This window comes from Pectobacterium jejuense (assembly GCF_026800125.1).
In the GTDB taxonomy this organism is placed as follows: domain Bacteria; phylum Pseudomonadota; class Gammaproteobacteria; order Enterobacterales; family Enterobacteriaceae; genus Pectobacterium; species Pectobacterium jejuense.
On sequence record NZ_JAPQKX010000010.1, the window covers coordinates 13,266 to 30,163 of the forward strand.

General features: G+C 50.3%; 16 protein-coding genes. 14 read left to right on the forward strand and 2 right to left on the reverse strand.

Annotated elements, in window-relative coordinates:
- Nucleotide 1: 1 nt before the first annotated feature.
- A complete protein-coding gene (viaA, locus tag NXT09_RS17465; RefSeq protein WP_268580712.1) occupies nt 2–1,480 on the forward strand; it encodes an ATPase RavA stimulator ViaA in 1,479 nt (492 codons plus the stop codon).
- On the opposite strand, the gene asnA is transcribed toward viaA, so the two are convergent.
- The gene (gene asnA / locus NXT09_RS17470; RefSeq protein ID WP_268580713.1) at nt 1,477–2,469 is read right to left on the reverse strand and encodes an aspartate--ammonia ligase; all 993 of its coding nucleotides are present in this window, start codon (nt 2,467–2,469) and stop codon (nt 1,477–1,479) included. The two genes, viaA and asnA, sit on opposite strands and share 4 nt — an antisense overlap.
- A gap of 152 nt (nt 2,470–2,621) precedes the next feature.
- On the opposite strand from asnA, the gene asnC reads away from it, so the two are divergent.
- From asnC to NXT09_RS17535, 13 genes are all read left to right on the forward strand, one after another.
- Nucleotides 2,622–3,083, forward strand: a complete 462-nt coding sequence (gene asnC / locus NXT09_RS17475; RefSeq protein WP_010300103.1) for a transcriptional regulator AsnC — start codon at nt 2,622–2,624, stop codon at nt 3,081–3,083.
- A gap of 89 nt (nt 3,084–3,172) precedes the next feature.
- Nucleotides 3,173–3,616 carry an FMN-binding protein MioC gene (gene mioC, locus NXT09_RS17480; protein WP_010300101.1) on the forward strand — a complete coding sequence of 148 codons (444 nt, stop codon included), beginning with the start codon at nt 3,173–3,175 and terminating at the stop codon, nt 3,614–3,616.
- 390 nt (nt 3,617–4,006) lie between these two features.
- On the forward strand, nt 4,007–5,896 hold the full coding sequence (gene mnmG, locus NXT09_RS17485; protein ID WP_268580714.1) for a tRNA uridine-5-carboxymethylaminomethyl(34) synthesis enzyme MnmG: 1,890 nt from the start codon (nt 4,007–4,009) through the stop codon (nt 5,894–5,896).
- An 82-nt stretch (nt 5,897–5,978) separates the two neighbouring features.
- The gene (rsmG, locus tag NXT09_RS17490) at nt 5,979–6,599 is read left to right on the forward strand and encodes a 16S rRNA (guanine(527)-N(7))-methyltransferase RsmG (protein ID WP_268580715.1); all 621 of its coding nucleotides are present in this window, start codon (nt 5,979–5,981) and stop codon (nt 6,597–6,599) included.
- Nucleotides 6,600–7,222: 623 nt separating this feature from the next.
- Nucleotides 7,223–7,606 carry a F0F1 ATP synthase subunit I gene (atpI, locus tag NXT09_RS17495; RefSeq protein WP_268580716.1) on the forward strand — a complete coding sequence of 128 codons (384 nt, stop codon included), beginning with the start codon at nt 7,223–7,225 and terminating at the stop codon, nt 7,604–7,606.
- A 22-nt stretch (nt 7,607–7,628) separates the two neighbouring features.
- Entirely contained in the window at nt 7,629–8,429 is an 801-nt protein-coding gene (gene atpB / locus NXT09_RS17500; protein ID WP_039487786.1) for a F0F1 ATP synthase subunit A, read from the forward strand.
- Between the two features lie 49 nt (nt 8,430–8,478).
- Nucleotides 8,479–8,718 carry a F0F1 ATP synthase subunit C gene (gene atpE / locus NXT09_RS17505; protein WP_005976545.1) on the forward strand — a complete coding sequence of 80 codons (240 nt, stop codon included), beginning with the start codon at nt 8,479–8,481 and terminating at the stop codon, nt 8,716–8,718.
- Between the two features lie 63 nt (nt 8,719–8,781).
- Nucleotides 8,782–9,252 carry a F0F1 ATP synthase subunit B gene (atpF, locus tag NXT09_RS17510; RefSeq protein ID WP_010681466.1) on the forward strand — a complete coding sequence of 157 codons (471 nt, stop codon included), beginning with the start codon at nt 8,782–8,784 and terminating at the stop codon, nt 9,250–9,252.
- 14 nt (nt 9,253–9,266) lie between these two features.
- Nucleotides 9,267–9,800: a F0F1 ATP synthase subunit delta gene (gene atpH, locus NXT09_RS17515; RefSeq protein WP_039498322.1), complete on the forward strand. Its 534-nt coding sequence runs from the start codon at nt 9,267–9,269 to the stop codon at nt 9,798–9,800.
- A gap of 12 nt (nt 9,801–9,812) precedes the next feature.
- On the forward strand, nt 9,813–11,354 hold the full coding sequence (gene atpA / locus NXT09_RS17520) for a F0F1 ATP synthase subunit alpha (protein ID WP_005976551.1): 1,542 nt from the start codon (nt 9,813–9,815) through the stop codon (nt 11,352–11,354).
- Between the two features lie 52 nt (nt 11,355–11,406).
- Nucleotides 11,407–12,270, forward strand: coding sequence for a F0F1 ATP synthase subunit gamma (gene atpG / locus NXT09_RS17525; RefSeq protein WP_268580717.1), 864 nt, complete (start codon nt 11,407–11,409; stop codon nt 12,268–12,270).
- A gap of 47 nt (nt 12,271–12,317) precedes the next feature.
- Entirely contained in the window at nt 12,318–13,700 is a 1,383-nt protein-coding gene (gene atpD, locus NXT09_RS17530; RefSeq protein ID WP_039317443.1) for a F0F1 ATP synthase subunit beta, read from the forward strand.
- A 19-nt stretch (nt 13,701–13,719) separates the two neighbouring features.
- The gene (locus NXT09_RS17535) at nt 13,720–14,139 is read left to right on the forward strand and encodes a F0F1 ATP synthase subunit epsilon (protein ID WP_010300077.1); all 420 of its coding nucleotides are present in this window, start codon (nt 13,720–13,722) and stop codon (nt 14,137–14,139) included.
- Between the two features lie 410 nt (nt 14,140–14,549).
- Here NXT09_RS17535 and pelX read toward each other — a convergent pair whose 3' ends face one another.
- On the reverse strand, nt 14,550–16,784 hold the full coding sequence (pelX, locus tag NXT09_RS17540; protein WP_268580718.1) for a pectate disaccharide-lyase PelX: 2,235 nt from the start codon (nt 16,782–16,784) through the stop codon (nt 14,550–14,552).
- Nucleotides 16,785–16,898 lie beyond the last annotated feature (114 nt).

The following is a 16,898-nucleotide window of genomic DNA, read 5'->3' on the forward strand; positions in this document are numbered from 1 at the left end:
GATGATCACGCTGGAATCACTGGAAATGCTGCTGTCTATCGATGAAAACGAGCTGTTAGACGATCTCGTCGTCACACTGCTGGCGACGCCTCAGCTCGCTTTCTTCTTTGAAAAGTATCCCAGCCTGAAGTCCGCGTTACTCAACGACTTACCTCACTGGAAAGAAACCTTAAAACTGCGCCTGCGTGCCACACAAGTACCGCAGGAGCTGGAAAAAGAATTTAGCTGCTACCAGCGTTCACAATCGATCGACAATCAGACTTTTCAGACACGCCTGCCTGCGATTATGGATACGCTGAACAACGTGGAATCCCCCTTTCTGACGCAGGCCTCACAGCTCATGGCCTCTCCAGAGCGAACCTTAGGGCAGAAGATCACGAGCGGGCTTCACGCGCTCTTTCTTCAGCGCTGGCGGCTAAGCCTCACTCTGCAAACGGTTTCACTGCATCAGCAATTGATGGATCAGGAGCGGGAAATCCTGCTGGATGAACTGCAACAACGCCTGACCCTCAGCGGCAAACTCGAACCTATTCTGGCCGAAAACGAAAATGCGGCCGGGCGGCTCTGGGATCTCAGCGCCGCACAGCGTATTCACACCGATCCCCGTCCGTTACTGGATTTCGGCGCTTTCCTGCAACGCCAGCCTGCATTACAAAAACTGGCGGAACGCCTGGGTCGCAGCCGCGAAACCAAATCCATCCTCACGCAGGAAGCCCCGAAAGAAGCCTTCCGGGTCAGAGTACGGGAACCCGCCACCGTGCCTGAGCAGGTGAGCGGCGTGCGTCAGAGCGATGACATTTTGCGTTTGATGCCGACGGAGCTGGTCACGCTGGGTATTAGCGAACTGGAATATGAATTCTACCGTCGCCTGCTGGAACATCGGCTGCTGACCTATCACTTACAGGGGGAGAGCTGGCGCGAGAAAATCACCGAGCGCCCCGTGGTCCATCAGCAAAACGAACAGCAGCCGCGTGGCCCCTTTATCGTCTGCGTCGATACGTCAGGCTCGATGGGCGGCTTTAATGAGCGCTGCGCCAAAGCCTTCTGTCTGGCGCTGATGCGTATCGCGCTCGCCGACAATCGTCGTTGCTACATCATGCTGTTTTCTACCGGCGTGGTGAAATATGAACTCACGTCTGCGGACGGCTTAGAGCAGGCGATACGTTTTCTCAGCCAGTCCTTCCGCGGCGGCACGGATATGAGCGCCTGTCTGTCAGCATTGTTGGATAAGATGGATGACGTACTCTGGCATGATGCCGATGCGGTGGTGATTTCGGATTTTATCGCCCAGCGGTTGCCGGATGAGGTGGTAAATAAGGTGAAAAGCCGTCAGAAGCAGCTACAGCATCGTTTCCATGCTGTAGCGATGTCCGATCATGGCAAACCCGGCATCATGCATATCTTTGACCATATCTGGCGCTTTGATACCGGGTTAAAAAGCCGCTTAATGCGCCGTTGGCAGCACGGCAAGGCTTATTAAAGCAGGCCGGAAACTGACTCACGCAGCGACTGTGGCCACACACCGCACTGAACCTGACCAATGTGCGGCAATTGCAGCAACAGCATGACCAGGCGAGACTGACCAATTCCCCCACCGATCGTTTGCGGCATTTCACCGCGCAGCAGCGCCTGATGCCATTCCAGTTTCAGACGTTCTTCATCCTGCGTCAGCGCCAACTGGCGTGTTAAGGCTTCCGCATCGACACGGATGCCCATGGATGAAATCTCAAATGCATCGTTCAGAACCGGGTTCCACACGACGATATCGCCGTTCAGACCCGCCAGTTCCTGCTCGCCCGGCGTCGTCCAGTCATCATAATCCGGCGCACGCACATCATGAGAGTGTCCGCTGGACAGCTTACCGCCAATCCCAATCAGGAAGACAGCACCCAGTTCTTTAGCGATAGCACGTTCACGCCCTTTGGCGTCCAGATCGGGGTAGCGCTGCAGCAACGTTTCGGTATGCACAAAGTGAATCTGCTCTGGCAGGAAAGGCTGAATGCCAAACGCCTGATGTACTGCGGCTTCCGTCGCTTTAATGCCCTGATAAATACGCGTCACTGTCGATTTCAGATATTCCACATTACGCTCGCCATCCCCCATCACGCGCTCCCAGTCCCACTGATCGACATAGACCGAGTGGATCGGGCTCAGACGATCTTCGTCCGGGCGCAGTGCCTTCATGTGGGTATAGATGCCTTCGCCGAAGCTAAAATCATACGCACCCAGCGTTTTACGTTTCCATTTCGCCAGAGAGTGCACCACTTCAAATGTGGCATCTGGAAGGGCTTTAACCTTAACCTGCACCGCTTTTTCGGTACCGGACAAGTTATCCTGCGTACCGTCGCCGATACGGCTGAGAATCGGTGCCTGAACTTCAATCAATCCCAAAAGCTGCTCCAGCTGGCTGGAGAAGAAAGACTTAACGAAGCTGATTTGCTGTTGTTTTTCGATGTACTGCTTTTTCATTGCCGCGTCTCTTATTCATCGTATTTAGTTATTCATTAAGCAATAAAAACTGCCAGTCATTCAATAATCTTATGGATAAATTGCACTTGTGCTTTTAATCCGTCATTTTAGAGCGGTATAAAATCATTATTCGCTAAAATAGGGGGCTCAAAGTGGCAGAAATTTATCAGATCGATAATCTCGATCGCGGCATTCTTTCCGCCTTAATGGAAAATGCGCGCACGCCTTATGCCGAACTGGCAAAACAGTTTTCTGTCAGTCCAGGCACGATCCACGTTCGAGTGGAGAAAATGAAGCAGGCGGGCATCATTGTCGGCACGCGTCTGGATGTGAATCCCAAACAGCTGGGCTATGACGTATGCTGTTTTATCGGCATCATTCTGAAAAGCGCCAAAGATTACCCGTCTGCTCTAGAGAAGCTGAACAATCTGGAAGAAGTGGTCGAGGCCTACTACACCACCGGGCATTACAGCATCTTTATTAAGGTCATGTGCCGCTCGATCGAGGCGCTGCAACATGTGCTTATCAACAAGATCCAAACAATTGATGAAATTCAGTCCACTGAAACGCTAATCTCCCTGCAAAACCCCATCATGCGGACGATCGCACCGTAATGCTTTTTTCCTATACCCATATTATCCACAGGTAGATCCCAGCCAGATCACAGCGTACAATGTCCCGTCTTTTATCGGATGGGATCGCTATGGCAGACATTACCTTAATCAGTGGCAGTACCCTTGGCAGTGCCGAATATGTTGCAGAGCATTTGGCTGAACTGCTGGAGAAGGATGATTTTTCCACTGAAATTCTGCATGGCCCTACGCTTGATGCACTGCCTGAAAGCGGTATATGGCTGGTGGTGACGTCTACGCACGGCGCAGGGGAATTCCCTGACAACCTGAAAGCGCTGTTTGAACAGCTGGAACAGCAAAAGCCCGATCTTTCTCAGGTGAGTTTCGGTGCGGTGGGGATCGGTAGTAAAGAGTACGACACGTTTTGTGGCGCGATCCAAACAGCGGATCGTGTGCTCGCTCAATTAGGGGCCAAACGGATCGGTGAAATCCTCGAGATCGACATCACTCAGCATCAGATTCCAGAAGATCCAGCAGAAGAATGGCTAGGATCGTGGGTTAATTTACTCAAATAAGATGAAATATTCGGCAGTTGAATGTGGATAACTATGCTTAATTCAGGTGTAAAAGCCGTAGTTATCCCAATAACAACCCAAGTATGTTTTTTGTCCTGTGCATAAACCCGCATTAAGATCCCAGCTTATACTGTCCAGGATCACCGATCATTCACAGGTAAGGATCAACGCCATTCTCTTGATCTTTAATATGAATAATCACTTATCCACACAACATGACGATCCTAATAAGAGATCTAATAAAGAGATCTTTAAATAAAAAGATCTTTCTTTAATTAACGAGGATCCAACGGACTTGGTCGTTGGCTCAAAGTTGAGTAGAATCCCCATCCCAGGGCAAATAACGATCGTTCGCCACTCATCATTCGCGATAATGCGAGGAGCAGTACCATGTTTTATCCAGATCCATTTGACGTCATCGTGATCGGTGGCGGTCATGCCGGAACAGAAGCCGCTATGGCCTCTGCCCGAATGGGCCAACAGACGCTTTTGCTCACACACAATATTGATACGCTGGGACAAATGTCTTGTAACCCCGCGATTGGCGGTATTGGAAAAGGTCATCTGGTTAAAGAGATCGATGCCATGGGAGGCTTGATGGCGCGTGCCGTCGATCAGGCAGGTATACAGTTTAGGATACTAAACAGCAGCAAAGGCCCGGCAGTCAGAGCGACGCGCGCACAAGCGGATCGCGTGCTCTATCGTCAGGCGGTTCGCACCGCACTGGAGAATCAGCCAAACCTGACGATCTTCCAACAGGCTGTTGACGATCTGATCGTGGAAAACGATCGCGTCGTCGGGGCTGTTACCCAGATGGGACTAAAATTCCGTGCAAAAGCCGTGGTGTTGACGGTAGGCACTTTCCTTGATGGCAAAATTCATATCGGGCTGGATAACTACAGCGGTGGCCGTGCAGGCGATCCGCCTTCCACTCCGTTAGCACGTCGCCTGCGTGAACTGCCTCTGCGCGTCAACCGCCTGAAAACCGGTACTCCGCCACGTATTGATGCCAGAACGATCGATTTTAGCGTGCTGGCTCAACAGCACGGTGACAACCCGATGCCGGTTTTCTCATTCCTGGGTAATGCGAGCCAGCATCCGGCGCAAATACCGTGCTACATCACGCATACCAACGAGAAGACCCATGATGTGATCCGTAATAATCTGGATCGCAGCCCGATGTATGCCGGGATCATCGAAGGGATCGGCCCACGCTATTGCCCATCGATCGAAGACAAAGTCATGCGCTTTGCCGATCGAAATACACATCAGATCTTTCTTGAACCAGAAGGACTGACCAGCAACGAAATTTATCCTAACGGGATATCAACCAGTTTGCCGTTTGACGTCCAGTGGCAGATTGTTCGCTCAATGGCAGGCATGGAGAATGCACGCATTGTTCGTCCTGGCTATGCGATTGAGTACGATTTCTTCGATCCTCGCGATCTGAAACCTACGCTGGAAAACAAATTTGTTCATGGTCTGTTCTTCGCCGGACAGATCAACGGAACAACAGGTTATGAAGAAGCGGCCGCACAGGGCATGCTGGCTGGGCTGAATGCGGCTCGACTGGCTGCCGATAAGGAAGGCTGGTCACCACGCCGCGATCAGGCTTATCTCGGCGTGCTGGTTGACGATCTCTGTACGCTGGGGACGAAAGAACCCTACCGTATGTTTACCTCACGCGCTGAATATCGTCTGATGCTGCGCGAAGATAATGCCGATCTGCGTTTGACTGAAATGGGTCGTGAGCTGGGAATGGTCGACGATCATCGCTGGGCACGTTTCAACGAGAAGCTCGAGAGTATTGAAAAAGAGCGTCAGCGCCTGCGCGACATTCACGTTCATCCACAATCTGAGCAGCTAGACCAGATCAACTCACTGCTAAAGACACCGCTGTCCCGTGAAGCGAACGGTGAAGAGCTGCTGCGTCGCCCGGAAGTGGATTACGTTCAGCTTACTGCGCTACCGCTGTTTGCCCCAGGATTAACCGACGAGCAGGCTGCCGAACAGGTTGAAATTCAGGTCAAATACGAAGGGTATATTGCTCGCCAGCAGGATGAAATCGAGAAACAGCAGCGTAATGAAAATGCACTGCTGCCTGCCGATCTGGATTACAAACAGGTGAGTGGATTGTCCAATGAGGTGATTGCCAAGCTGAACGATCATAAACCTTCGTCGATCGGTCAGGCTTCACGGATTTCTGGCATTACGCCTGCGGCGATCTCCATTCTGCTGATCTGGCTTAAAAAACAGGGTCTGCTGCGTCGTAGCGCCTGATTTAAGGTAAACTTATCCCCTAAATAGCCGGTCCTCCGGCTATTTTTATTACTAACCTCATATTTTTCATCGGGATCTTATTGTGCGCAACACACTCGATAATCTGCTAAACGCGGCCGGCATTGTGATTTCAGATAAGCAAAAAAATCTTCTGATACAGTATGTTGATATGCTGAATAAGTGGAACAAAGCTTACAACCTGACGTCGGTACGCGATCCGCAGCAAATGCTTGTCCGTCATATTATGGATAGCATCGTGGTTGAGCCACATTTACACGGACAGCGTTTTATCGATGTGGGTACCGGACCTGGATTGCCGGGAATTCCATTGGCAATTGTTCGCCCTGATTCGCATTTCACTTTGCTGGATAGCCTGGGTAAGCGTGTGCGCTTCCTGCGTCAGGTCCAGCATGAACTACAGCTTGAAAATATCACGCCAGTGCAGAGTCGCGTTGAGGCGTTTCCAGCAGAGCCACCTTTTGATGGGGTGATCAGCCGGGCATTTGCCTCTTTGCAGGACATGATTAGCTGGTGCAGCCATCTTCCGGCCAGACCGACAGGGCGGTTTTATGCTCTAAAAGGCCTACTTCCAGAGGATGAATTGTCATCCTTGCCACAAGATGTCCTATTAGATCAGGTTGTTCGCTTATCCGTTCCCGATCTGGAAGGTGAGCGCCATTTGGTTGTGCTTAAACCAAACTAATTTTGTTTTTTATCAAAAAAATTATAACTAAATATTGCATGTCAGGATGCCATCTCGTCTATCGGTGGCATTGTTCCAAAACGCATCGCGATCACTGAAATTTTACATCTTCGTTTTTTCAGCGTTGTCCTTTTGCTTTCGCACTGAATAATAACGAGCGAAAATAAATCATCGGCATCAAAATTTAGTTATTTTTGTGTTAATTGAGTAAAAAAACGATATCAATAATGTCAATAGGTGGTTGAAACGTTATTTATTGCGATTTTTGGATAAGTTTTTTATTAACTTATTGAAATTAATTAAAATAAATACGTTTTATTGCTAAGGTCAAAAAAAGATACATCCTGTTGTAAATATTCGTAAGCCCTTTTATGTGAGTCATATCACAGATTAGAGGCCTTTAGAAATTAATGACACTAGGCATGAGTCGTGATGATTGTTAGTAAAAACGAGGCTTCAGAAAGAAATTTAAATAATTGTTCACCTTTTCGCTACTTATCGATTGAATTCGCAGGTGTGACCCGTATAATTTGCTCGTTTTTTGCTGCTTGACTCAGTGGTGTAAAGGCAGTTTTATACGTCATTCGGTATACCTCTGAAAAGGTACGGAGAGAGCAAACGTCATGCCTGTATCCCTTTACAGCGGAAAAGTAGCCTTAAGGCTGCTGTTGTTACAGTTAGTGACTTTTGCTTTGTTGAGTGCTGCTTTCAGCCTCAATAGCGTCAACGCTGCTGCTTCTGCATTAGGCGGAGGATTGGCAGCCTGGTTACCGAATGTGTTGTTTGTGCTGTTTGCCTTGCGTCATCAGTCACTCAAGCCTGCTGATGGGCGTGTGGCCTGGTCATTCGCGATTGGCGAGGCGCTTAAGGTATTTATCACCATTGCACTGTTAGTGGTGGCGTTAGGCGTGTTTAAAGCGGCATTCTTTCCGCTTGGCCTGACTTATTTATCGGTGCTGGTTATGCAGATCGTGGCACCGGCCGTAATTAATCGTTGCCGTAATTAACAACAAAAGGGTAAGAGACATCATGGCTGCTGGAGAAATCTCTACTCCGCAAGAGTATATCGGTCACCACTTGCAGCATTTGCAGGTCGGGACGGGTTTTTGGTCGATCAACGTCGATTCGATGTTTTTCTCCATCGCTCTTGGGGTCCTCTTTCTGGTTATCTTTCACCGCGTAGCGAAACGTGCGACCAGCGGTGTGCCAGGTAAGCTGCAAACGGCTGTCGAACTGATTATCGGTTTCGTTGATGGCACCGTACGCGATATGTTCCATGGCAAAAGCAAACTGATTGCTCCTCTGGCGCTGACCATTTTCGTCTGGGTTTTCCTGATGAACCTCATGGACCTGCTGCCTATCGATCTGTTGCCGCAAGCCTGGGCGGGCATCTATAGCCTGTTGGGATACGATCCGGCGCATGCTTATCTGCGTGCTGTGCCGACAGCCGACGTGAACATCACGCTGTCGATGGCGCTTGGGGTGTTTGTTCTGGTTCTGTTCTACAGCATCAAAATGAAGGGGCTCGGTGGTTTTGTTAAAGAACTGACCATGCAGCCGTTCAACCATCCAGTATTTATTCCTATCAACCTGATTCTTGAAGGTGTCAGCCTGCTGTCCAAACCTATTTCTTTAGGCTTGCGACTGTTTGGCAATATGTATGCGGGTGAGTTGATCTTCATCCTGATTGCCGGTCTGTTGCCGTGGTGGTCACAATGGCTGTTAAATGTGCCTTGGGCTATTTTCCACATTTTGATTATTACGCTTCAGGCTTTTATTTTCATGGTTCTGACGGTTGTTTATCTCTCGATGGCATCTGAAGAGCATTGATTTTCTTTCAACAAATAACGTTTTTAACTGAAACAAACTGGAGACTGTCATGGAAAACCTGAGTGTGGATCTGCTGTACATGGCTGCCGCGTTAATGATGGGTTTGGCGGCAATCGGTGCTGCGATCGGTATCGGCATTCTGGGTGGTAAATTCTTGGAAGGTGCTGCTCGTCAGCCTGACCTGATTCCTTTACTGCGTACACAGTTCTTTATCGTCATGGGTCTGGTTGACGCCATCCCGATGATCGCTGTTGGTCTGGGGCTGTATGTGATGTTTGCGGTGGCCTAAGCAGAATGTTTTCTGCTGAGGTTAAAACATCAACTTATTTAACTTTGAAAGAGGCATTGTGCTGTGAATATTAATGCAACAATCCTCGGCCAGGCCATTGCGTTCGTCCTGTTTGTCTGGTTCTGCATGAAGTATGTATGGCCGCCTATGATGGCAGCCATCGAGAAACGTCAGAAAGAAATTGCTGACGGTCTGGCTTCTGCTGAACGTGCCAAAAAAGATTTGAACTTGGCTCAGGCCAATGCGACAGATCAACTGAAGAAAGCCAAAGCGGATGCTCAGGTTATCATCGAGCAGGCGAACAAACGCCGTGCTCAGATCCTGGATGAGGCGAAAGCTGAAGCGGAAGCTGAACGTAACAAGATTGTGGCGCAGGCGCAGGCTGAAATCGAAGCCGAACGTAAACGTGCTCGTGAAGAGCTGCGTAAGCAAGTTGCCGTATTGGCGATTGCCGGTGCCGAGAAAATTATTGAACGTTCCGTGGATGAAGCTGCTAACAGCGACATCGTTGATAAACTGGTCGCTGAACTGTAAGGAGGGAGGGGCTGATGTCTGAATTTGTCACGGTAGCTCGCCCCTACGCCAAAGCAGCTTTTGACTTTGCGGTTGAGAATCAGGCCTTGGATCGCTGGCAGAACATGCTGGCATTTTCGGCCGAAGTGGCGCGCAATGAGCAAATTGCCGAGTTGCTTTCTGGTGCGGTTGCACCGATTGAGCTGGCGAAAACATTTATTGCCGTTTGTGGTGATCAACTTGATGAAGCCGGTCAGAACCTGATTAAGGTGATGGCCGAAAACGGACGTTTACCAGTGCTTCCTGAAGTACTGGAACAATTTATTCAACTGCGGGCAACTCTGGAATCGACGGTTGACGTCGATGTGATTTCTGCCAGCACGTTGAGTGAGCAGCAGCAATCAAAGATCGCTGCCGCTATGGAAAAACGTCTGTCACGCAAAGTGAAGCTGAATTGCAAAATTGATAAGTCTGTCATGGCCGGCGTGGTTATCCGCGCGGGCGATATGGTGATAGATGGCAGCATTCGCGGTCGTCTGGAACGTCTGGCAGACGTCTTGCAGTCTTAAGGGGACTGGAGCATGCAACTGAATTCCACCGAAATCAGCGAACTGATCAAGCAGCGCATTGCTCAGTTCAATGTGGTGAGCGAAGCTCACAATGAAGGTACTATTGTTTCCGTCAGTGACGGAATCATCCGCGTCCACGGTCTGGCAGACGTGATGCAGGGAGAGATGATCTCTCTGCCGGGTAACCGTTATGCGATCGCATTGAACCTGGAGCGCGACTCTGTTGGTGCGGTTGTTATGGGTCCGTATGCGGATCTGGCTGAAGGCATGAAAGTAAAATGCACCGGCCGTATTCTTGAAGTTCCAGTTGGCCGCGGCCTGCTGGGTCGTGTGGTCAACACACTGGGCGCACCGATTGACGGTAAAGGCGCATTGGATCACGACGGTTTCTCTGCGGTTGAAGCGATTGCGCCTGGCGTTATCGAACGTCAGTCCGTTGATGAGCCAGTACAAACGGGCTATAAGTCCGTTGACGCCATGATTCCAATCGGTCGTGGTCAGCGTGAGCTGATTATCGGTGACCGTCAGACGGGTAAAACCGCACTGGCCATCGACGCCATCATCAACCAGCGTGATTCCGGCATCAAATGTGTGTACGTCGCTATCGGCCAGAAAGCTTCCACGATTTCTAACGTGGTACGTAAACTGGAAGAGCACGGCGCACTGGAAAACACCATTGTTGTTGTTGCTACCGCGTCTGAGTCTGCTGCTCTGCAATATCTGGCACCGTATGCCGGCTGTGCGATGGGCGAATACTTCCGTGACCGCGGTGAAGATGCGCTGATTATTTATGATGACCTGTCTAAACAGGCCGTTGCTTATCGTCAGATTTCTCTGCTGCTTCGTCGTCCGCCAGGTCGTGAAGCTTATCCTGGTGACGTTTTCTATCTCCACTCCCGTTTGCTGGAGCGTGCATCGCGCGTTAACGCCGATTACGTTGAAGCATTCACCAAGGGTGAAGTGAAAGGGAAAACCGGTTCGTTGACCGCTCTGCCGATCATCGAAACGCAAGCGGGTGACGTTTCTGCGTTCGTTCCGACCAACGTAATTTCTATTACCGATGGTCAGATCTTCCTGGAATCTAACCTGTTTAACGCCGGTATTCGTCCTGCGGTTAACCCAGGGATTTCCGTATCCCGTGTGGGTGGTGCAGCACAGACCAAGATCATGAAGAAACTGTCCGGTGGTATTCGTACCGCTCTGGCACAGTACCGTGAACTGGCAGCATTCTCTCAGTTCGCTTCCGATCTTGATGATGCAACCCGTAAGCAGTTGAGCCACGGTCAGAAAGTGACCGAGCTGCTGAAACAGAAACAGTATGCGCCGATGTCTGTCGCACAGCAGTCTCTGGTTCTGTTTGCGGCAGAACGTGGTTATCTGGAAGATGTTGAGCTGTCGAAAGTCGGTAGCTTTGAAGCGGCACTGTTGGCTTATGCTGACCGTGAGCATGGCGAACTTCTGCAACAAATCGACCAGACTGGCGCTTATAACGATGAGATCGAGGGCAAGTTTAAAGGCATCCTCGATACTTTTAAGGCAACCCAGTCCTGGTAACGCCCGGTGGCCTGCTGTAAAGCAGGCCGCAAGGCTTTGAGGAGAAGCAAAGATGGCCGGCGCAAAAGAGATACGTAGTAAGATCGCAAGCGTCCAAAATACGCAGAAGATCACCAAAGCAATGGAAATGGTCGCCGCTTCCAAAATGCGTAAATCGCAGGATCGTATGGCGGCCAGCCGTCCTTATGCGGAAACCATACGCAATGTGATTGGTCACCTTGCGTTAGGAAATCTGGAATATAAACACCCGTACCTGGAAGAACGCGACGTTAAGCGCGTTGGGTATCTGGTGGTGTCTACTGACCGTGGCCTGTGCGGTGGTTTGAACATTAACCTGTTCAAGAAACTGCTGGCTGATATGAAATCCTGGAGCGACAAAGGCGTTGAAACTGATTTAGCGCTGATTGGTTCCAAAGCGGTTTCTTTCTTCGGTTCGGTAGGCGGAAACATTGTTGCTCAGGTTACCGGTATGGGGGATACCCCTTCCGTATCAGAATTGATCGGCCCGGTTAAAGTTATGCTGCAAGCCTATGACGAAGGTCGTCTGGACAAGCTGTATATCGTAAGCAACAAGTTTATTAATACCATGTCTCAGGAACCGCTTGTTGTTCAAGTGTTACCGTTACCGCCTTCGGATGACGGTGAGTTGAAGAAGAAAGCCTGGGATTACCTGTATGAACCCGATCCTAAGTCGCTGCTGGATACCCTGCTGCGCCGTTATGTAGAATCTCAGGTTTATCAGGGCGTCGTAGAAAATCTGGCTAGTGAGCAGGCCGCGCGAATGGTTGCGATGAAAGCCGCGACCGATAACGGCGGTAGCCTGATCAAAGAGCTGCAGTTGGTATACAACAAAGCTCGTCAGGCCAGCATCACCCAGGAACTCACCGAAATCGTCGGGGGAGCCTCCGCGGTTTAAAGCAGGTTTACGAATTACGTATTGTCGAATTACGTAGAGGATTCAAGATGGCTACTGGAAAGATTATCCAGGTAATCGGCGCCGTGGTGGACGTCGAGTTCCCGCAAGATGCCGTACCGAAGGTGTACGATGCGCTTGAGGTAGAGAACGGCGCTGAAAAACTGGTGCTGGAAGTGCAGCAGCAGTTGGGCGGCGGCATTGTTCGTTGTATCGCAATGGGTTCTTCTGACGGCCTGCGTCGCGGGTTGAACGTGAATAACCTGGACCACCCGATCGAAGTACCGGTAGGTAAAGCAACGCTGGGTCGTATCATGAACGTATTGGGTGACCCAATCGACATGAAAGGCGATATCGGCGAAGAAGAGCGTTGGGCTATCCACCGTTCAGCTCCGAGCTATGAAGAGCTGTCAAACTCACAGGAACTGCTGGAAACCGGCATCAAGGTTATCGACCTGATGTGTCCGTTTGCCAAGGGCGGTAAAGTGGGTCTGTTCGGTGGTGCGGGCGTAGGTAAAACCGTAAACATGATGGAGCTGATCCGTAACATCGCGATCGAGCACTCCGGTTACTCCGTGTTTGCAGGCGTAGGTGAGCGTACCCGTGAAGGTAACGACTTCTACCACGAAATGACCGACTCCAACGTAATCGATAAAGTATCACTGGTGTATGGCCAGATGAATGAGCCGCCGGGTAACCGTCTGCGCGTAGCATTGACCGGTCTGACCATGGCGGAAAAATTCCGTGATGAAGGCCGTGACGTACTGCTGTTCGTCGATAACATCTACCGTTATACCCTGGCCGGTACGGAAGTATCCGCACTGCTGGGTCGTATGCCTTCTGCGGTAGGTTATCAGCCGACGCTGGCGGAAGAGATGGGCGTTCTGCAAGAACGTATCACCTCAACCAAAACCGGTTCTATCACCTCCGTTCAGGCCGTTTACGTTCCTGCGGATGACTTGACTGACCCGTCACCAGCCACCACCTTTGCTCACTTGGATGCAACCGTGGTACTGAGCCGTCAGATCGCTTCTCTGGGTATCTACCCGGCCGTTGACCCGCTGGATTCCACCAGCCGTCAGTTGGATCCGCTGGTTGTTGGTCAGGAACACTATGATGTTGCTCGTGGCGTGCAGTCTATTCTGCAACGTTACCAGGAACTGAAAGACATCATCGCGATTCTGGGTATGGACGAGCTGTCTGAAGAAGACAAGCTGGTGGTATCCCGTGCGCGTAAGATTCAGCGCTTCCTGTCTCAGCCGTTCTTCGTAGCGGAAGTATTTACCGGTTCTCCGGGCAAATACGTTTCCCTGAAAGACACCATCCGTGGCTTTAAAGGGATTATGGAAGGCGAATACGACCACCTGCCAGAGCAGGCGTTCTACATGGTTGGTTCCATTGAAGAAGTCGTGGAAAAAGCCAAGAAACTGTAACGCCTTGTAGGAGGGTGACATGGCTATGACTTACCATCTGGATGTCGTGAGTGCAGAACAGCAAATGTTCTCCGGTCTGGTGCAGAAGATCCAGGTAACGGGGAGCGAAGGCGAACTGGGTATTTATCCGGGACATGCCCCTCTGCTCACTGCCATTAAGCCGGGTATGATTCGTATCGTTAAGCAGCACGGTGAGGAAGAGTATATCTATCTTTCTGGCGGCGTCCTTGAGGTGCAGCCGAATATTGTCACCGTACTGTCTGATACCGCTATCCGTGGGCAGGATCTGGATGAAGCACGTGCGCTGGAAGCGAAACGCAAAGCTGAAGATCATATCCGCAATTCGCATGGCGATGTGGATTATGCTCAGGCTTCCGCAGAGCTGACTAAAGCGATTGCGAAGCTGCGTGTTATCGAGCTGACCAGAAAAGCGATGTAACAGATAAGCTTGCAATAATTAAAGGCCAGTCAGTTCACACTGACTGGCCTTTTTCATTTAAGGTGATGCCTCTTCTCTGCCTTCACAGATTCACCTCTTAGTGACATTTTTATGCAGACTAAGAGATGGTTTCGTGCGCGATAGTTTCGCCATTTTCATGCTACTCCGTATCACGCGCCCGACGCAGGGACGCTCAGTCGCCGCCGCCCTGCGAACCCAGGCTTCCGGCTAAATTATGCCGCTACGCGGTTCCTTCGTCGGTATCGGGCTTAACGGACCGCTTGCGACACGTTCCTGACGTGGCGCAAGCTTTCGCCGCGTCCATGCGGCTCATCCTAAGCCTGCTATCTCCTCAGCATAACTTTTTTGCGCCGGATAATGGCAAAATCTGTGATGCTCTCTGCACAAACTTATTTTTTCTTCAGGAAGTCGCCAAGTACCAGATTGCCTTTGGCATCACGTGTAAACGCCTCAGGGATAGCTACCGACACGAAATTATTTACGGTGATTTCCTTACCTTGCGCGTTAACCGAACGGTCGCCTTTGATGAAATAGTTGGTGTTATCGATATTGCCGACAACCGCATCATCATATTTACCCGCTTTGGTTTTCAGCGAAACGTTGTTTTTGAAGACGCCTTGTTTTTCCGGGCCAGAGTAAGGGCTTGGGCGGAAAATGAAGTTAAAGCGTTCGTTATCTAACGCGATGTTGTCTTCAACGATCAATGCACCTGGGTTGAAGTTGTCAGTGAAACCATCAAGTTTGTTGCCCACAGCAATGCTGTTTTTAACCTGATGAGCCACTGGCTGGCCTTCGCCACCCATTTTGAAGCCGTTGCTGGTGTTGTTCATGGCAATTGAATTCTCGATCACCACAACGCCGTTTGCGCCGTCTTCAATTTTGTTAAACAGGTCGAAGCCATCATCGATGTTGTTGTGCGAGAACGCGCCGCGAATCACGTTGCCTTCACCCACACGCATTTTCACCGCGAAACCGTCGGCGTTAATTTTGCCTGGGTCCTGATTGCTGTGAGATTCTGAATTCAGAATCAGGTTGTGGCTGGCCCACAGTGGTCTGCCTACATCAGCCGTCGACGTCACCTGAATACCGGTATCGTCAGCGTGGTGCGCCAGAACACGTTCGATGGTGTTGTAGCTCCCCTCGATACGGAACGGTTTCTCTGTGATTTCAATCCCTTTAACATGCCAATGGCTCGCTTTCAGCTGTAGGCCATGAATCACGGCTTTATTGCCGACAGCAAACAGGTTCTTGACGGTTTTTTGCTGGCCGCTGGCGCTGACAGGGATTTCAGTTGCGCTGTAATCACCATCGTTGAGCCAGATTGTGCCACCAGCAGGCAGAGCGGCGACGGCGCTGGCTAAATCGATCGGTGCATTTTTACTGCCGTCATTGCTGGCTGAACCTTGTGGCGAAACATACAGATTTTTAGCGTCTGCGTAGGCCACTCTTTCAACCTTGAACGTGCTCTCTTTTACGGCTTTATCATCACCTTCAGCAGGTTGGTAGGCAATCTTGAACTCAGCGCTATTACCGGCAATTTTCGCTGGCAGAGATAAGGTTTCTCCCGCTTTTACCTGCTTTGCTTCACCCAGAGGCTGACCGTTTTGCGACACCGCGATCGTGCCAGCGTAGTTGGCTCTGGCCTGAACCACATAGTGTTCGCTGGTGGTTTTAGGCGATGACATCACCTGGAGCAAAGGATCATAGGCCTTAGCCTTGAACTCCGGTGACGCTTTGGTTTGCGCTGGCGTTGTCGTCAACTGTGCATTGCTGACGGTGATTTTGGCATTACGGGAAGCAAAGAAACCGACATAGTAGTGGTCTTTATCCAGCTTGGTGACAACATCCGCGCCTTTAACTTCTTTTGATACCCAGTTATCCGTGCCTTTCGGCGCATAAGAGGTAATAAAGCCGTCGTTGGTACGTTCCAGTTTCAGACGGAACGTCGGCGTTTGCTCCAGATTCACATTTTCCTGGTAGCTGGTCTTGGTAATTTTCGCACCGGCATTTCCCCACGGCTGTGTGACGCCATTGCGCAAAATAGCCTGCAGCTTGATTTCGGTATGAGACTTCTTATCTTGCGTCATGATGGCGTTCATCACCATGTTGGATGCCGCAGGGAATTCCTCATACCCTTCTTTCAGCGGTTCCTGACGCGGCACGCCAATAATATCGCGTACCAGAATCCCCGCTCCTTCCTGAGCCGCCGGCTTAGCGCCGTTTTCTGGCCCAAACTGCTCCACGGTAATATCAGACTGAAGCGTGAAATTCACATTCGCAGGCAGCTGCGTATAGAAGAACGTCAGCCCGTCATGGGTGTTGGCAATCTTTCCGCCACGACTTTCGATCGTGATAGGTGCGGATAAATCAGCGTTATCCCCCGGTGCTAATTTCTTGCCGTTAATGGTGACGTCGTTAACACCAATCTTTTCTGGCAGGACATTGGATGAGAAGTTTACGTCTGTTGATTGACCAAAGGCGATGCCGTGCCAGACAGGGGTTGATTCTGTCGCAGCGTGTGTACTAAAGCTAAAGAGTAATGCATTCGTCAACGCGACGGCTGCGAGGCGTGAAGAACGGTGTTTCCGTAATGAATCACATTTTTGTGAAGAACAACGTTTCATTGTATCTCCTTCGTTATTGAATTATTTGCCCGCGTATATTGCTATAAATGAAACACTGTTTCTTTTGTGTGTGTCACAAATGGAAATACTTAAAAACAAAGTCTGTTTTTTATG

What these genes read in the sequence shown, in the direction of transcription:
- viaA (WP_268580712.1), top strand. Translation starts at nt 2, where the DNA reads ATGATCACGCTGGAATCACTGGAAATGCTGCTGTCTATCGATGAAAAC.
- asnA (WP_268580713.1), bottom strand. Translation starts at nt 2,469, where the DNA reads ATGAAAAAGCAGTACATCGAAAAACAACAGCAAATCAGCTTCGTTAAG.
- mioC (WP_010300101.1), top strand. Translation starts at nt 3,173, where the DNA reads ATGGCAGACATTACCTTAATCAGTGGCAGTACCCTTGGCAGTGCCGAA.
- mnmG (WP_268580714.1), top strand. Translation starts at nt 4,007, where the DNA reads ATGTTTTATCCAGATCCATTTGACGTCATCGTGATCGGTGGCGGTCAT.
- atpI (WP_268580716.1), top strand. Translation starts at nt 7,223, where the DNA reads ATGCCTGTATCCCTTTACAGCGGAAAAGTAGCCTTAAGGCTGCTGTTG.
- atpB (WP_039487786.1), top strand. Translation starts at nt 7,629, where the DNA reads ATGGCTGCTGGAGAAATCTCTACTCCGCAAGAGTATATCGGTCACCAC.
- atpE (WP_005976545.1), top strand. Translation starts at nt 8,479, where the DNA reads ATGGAAAACCTGAGTGTGGATCTGCTGTACATGGCTGCCGCGTTAATG.
- atpH (WP_039498322.1), top strand. Translation starts at nt 9,267, where the DNA reads ATGTCTGAATTTGTCACGGTAGCTCGCCCCTACGCCAAAGCAGCTTTT.
- atpA (WP_005976551.1), top strand. Translation starts at nt 9,813, where the DNA reads ATGCAACTGAATTCCACCGAAATCAGCGAACTGATCAAGCAGCGCATT.
- atpG (WP_268580717.1), top strand. Translation starts at nt 11,407, where the DNA reads ATGGCCGGCGCAAAAGAGATACGTAGTAAGATCGCAAGCGTCCAAAAT.
- atpD (WP_039317443.1), top strand. Translation starts at nt 12,318, where the DNA reads ATGGCTACTGGAAAGATTATCCAGGTAATCGGCGCCGTGGTGGACGTC.
- NXT09_RS17535 (WP_010300077.1), top strand. Translation starts at nt 13,720, where the DNA reads ATGGCTATGACTTACCATCTGGATGTCGTGAGTGCAGAACAGCAAATG.
- pelX (WP_268580718.1), bottom strand. Translation starts at nt 16,784, where the DNA reads ATGAAACGTTGTTCTTCACAAAAATGTGATTCATTACGGAAACACCGT.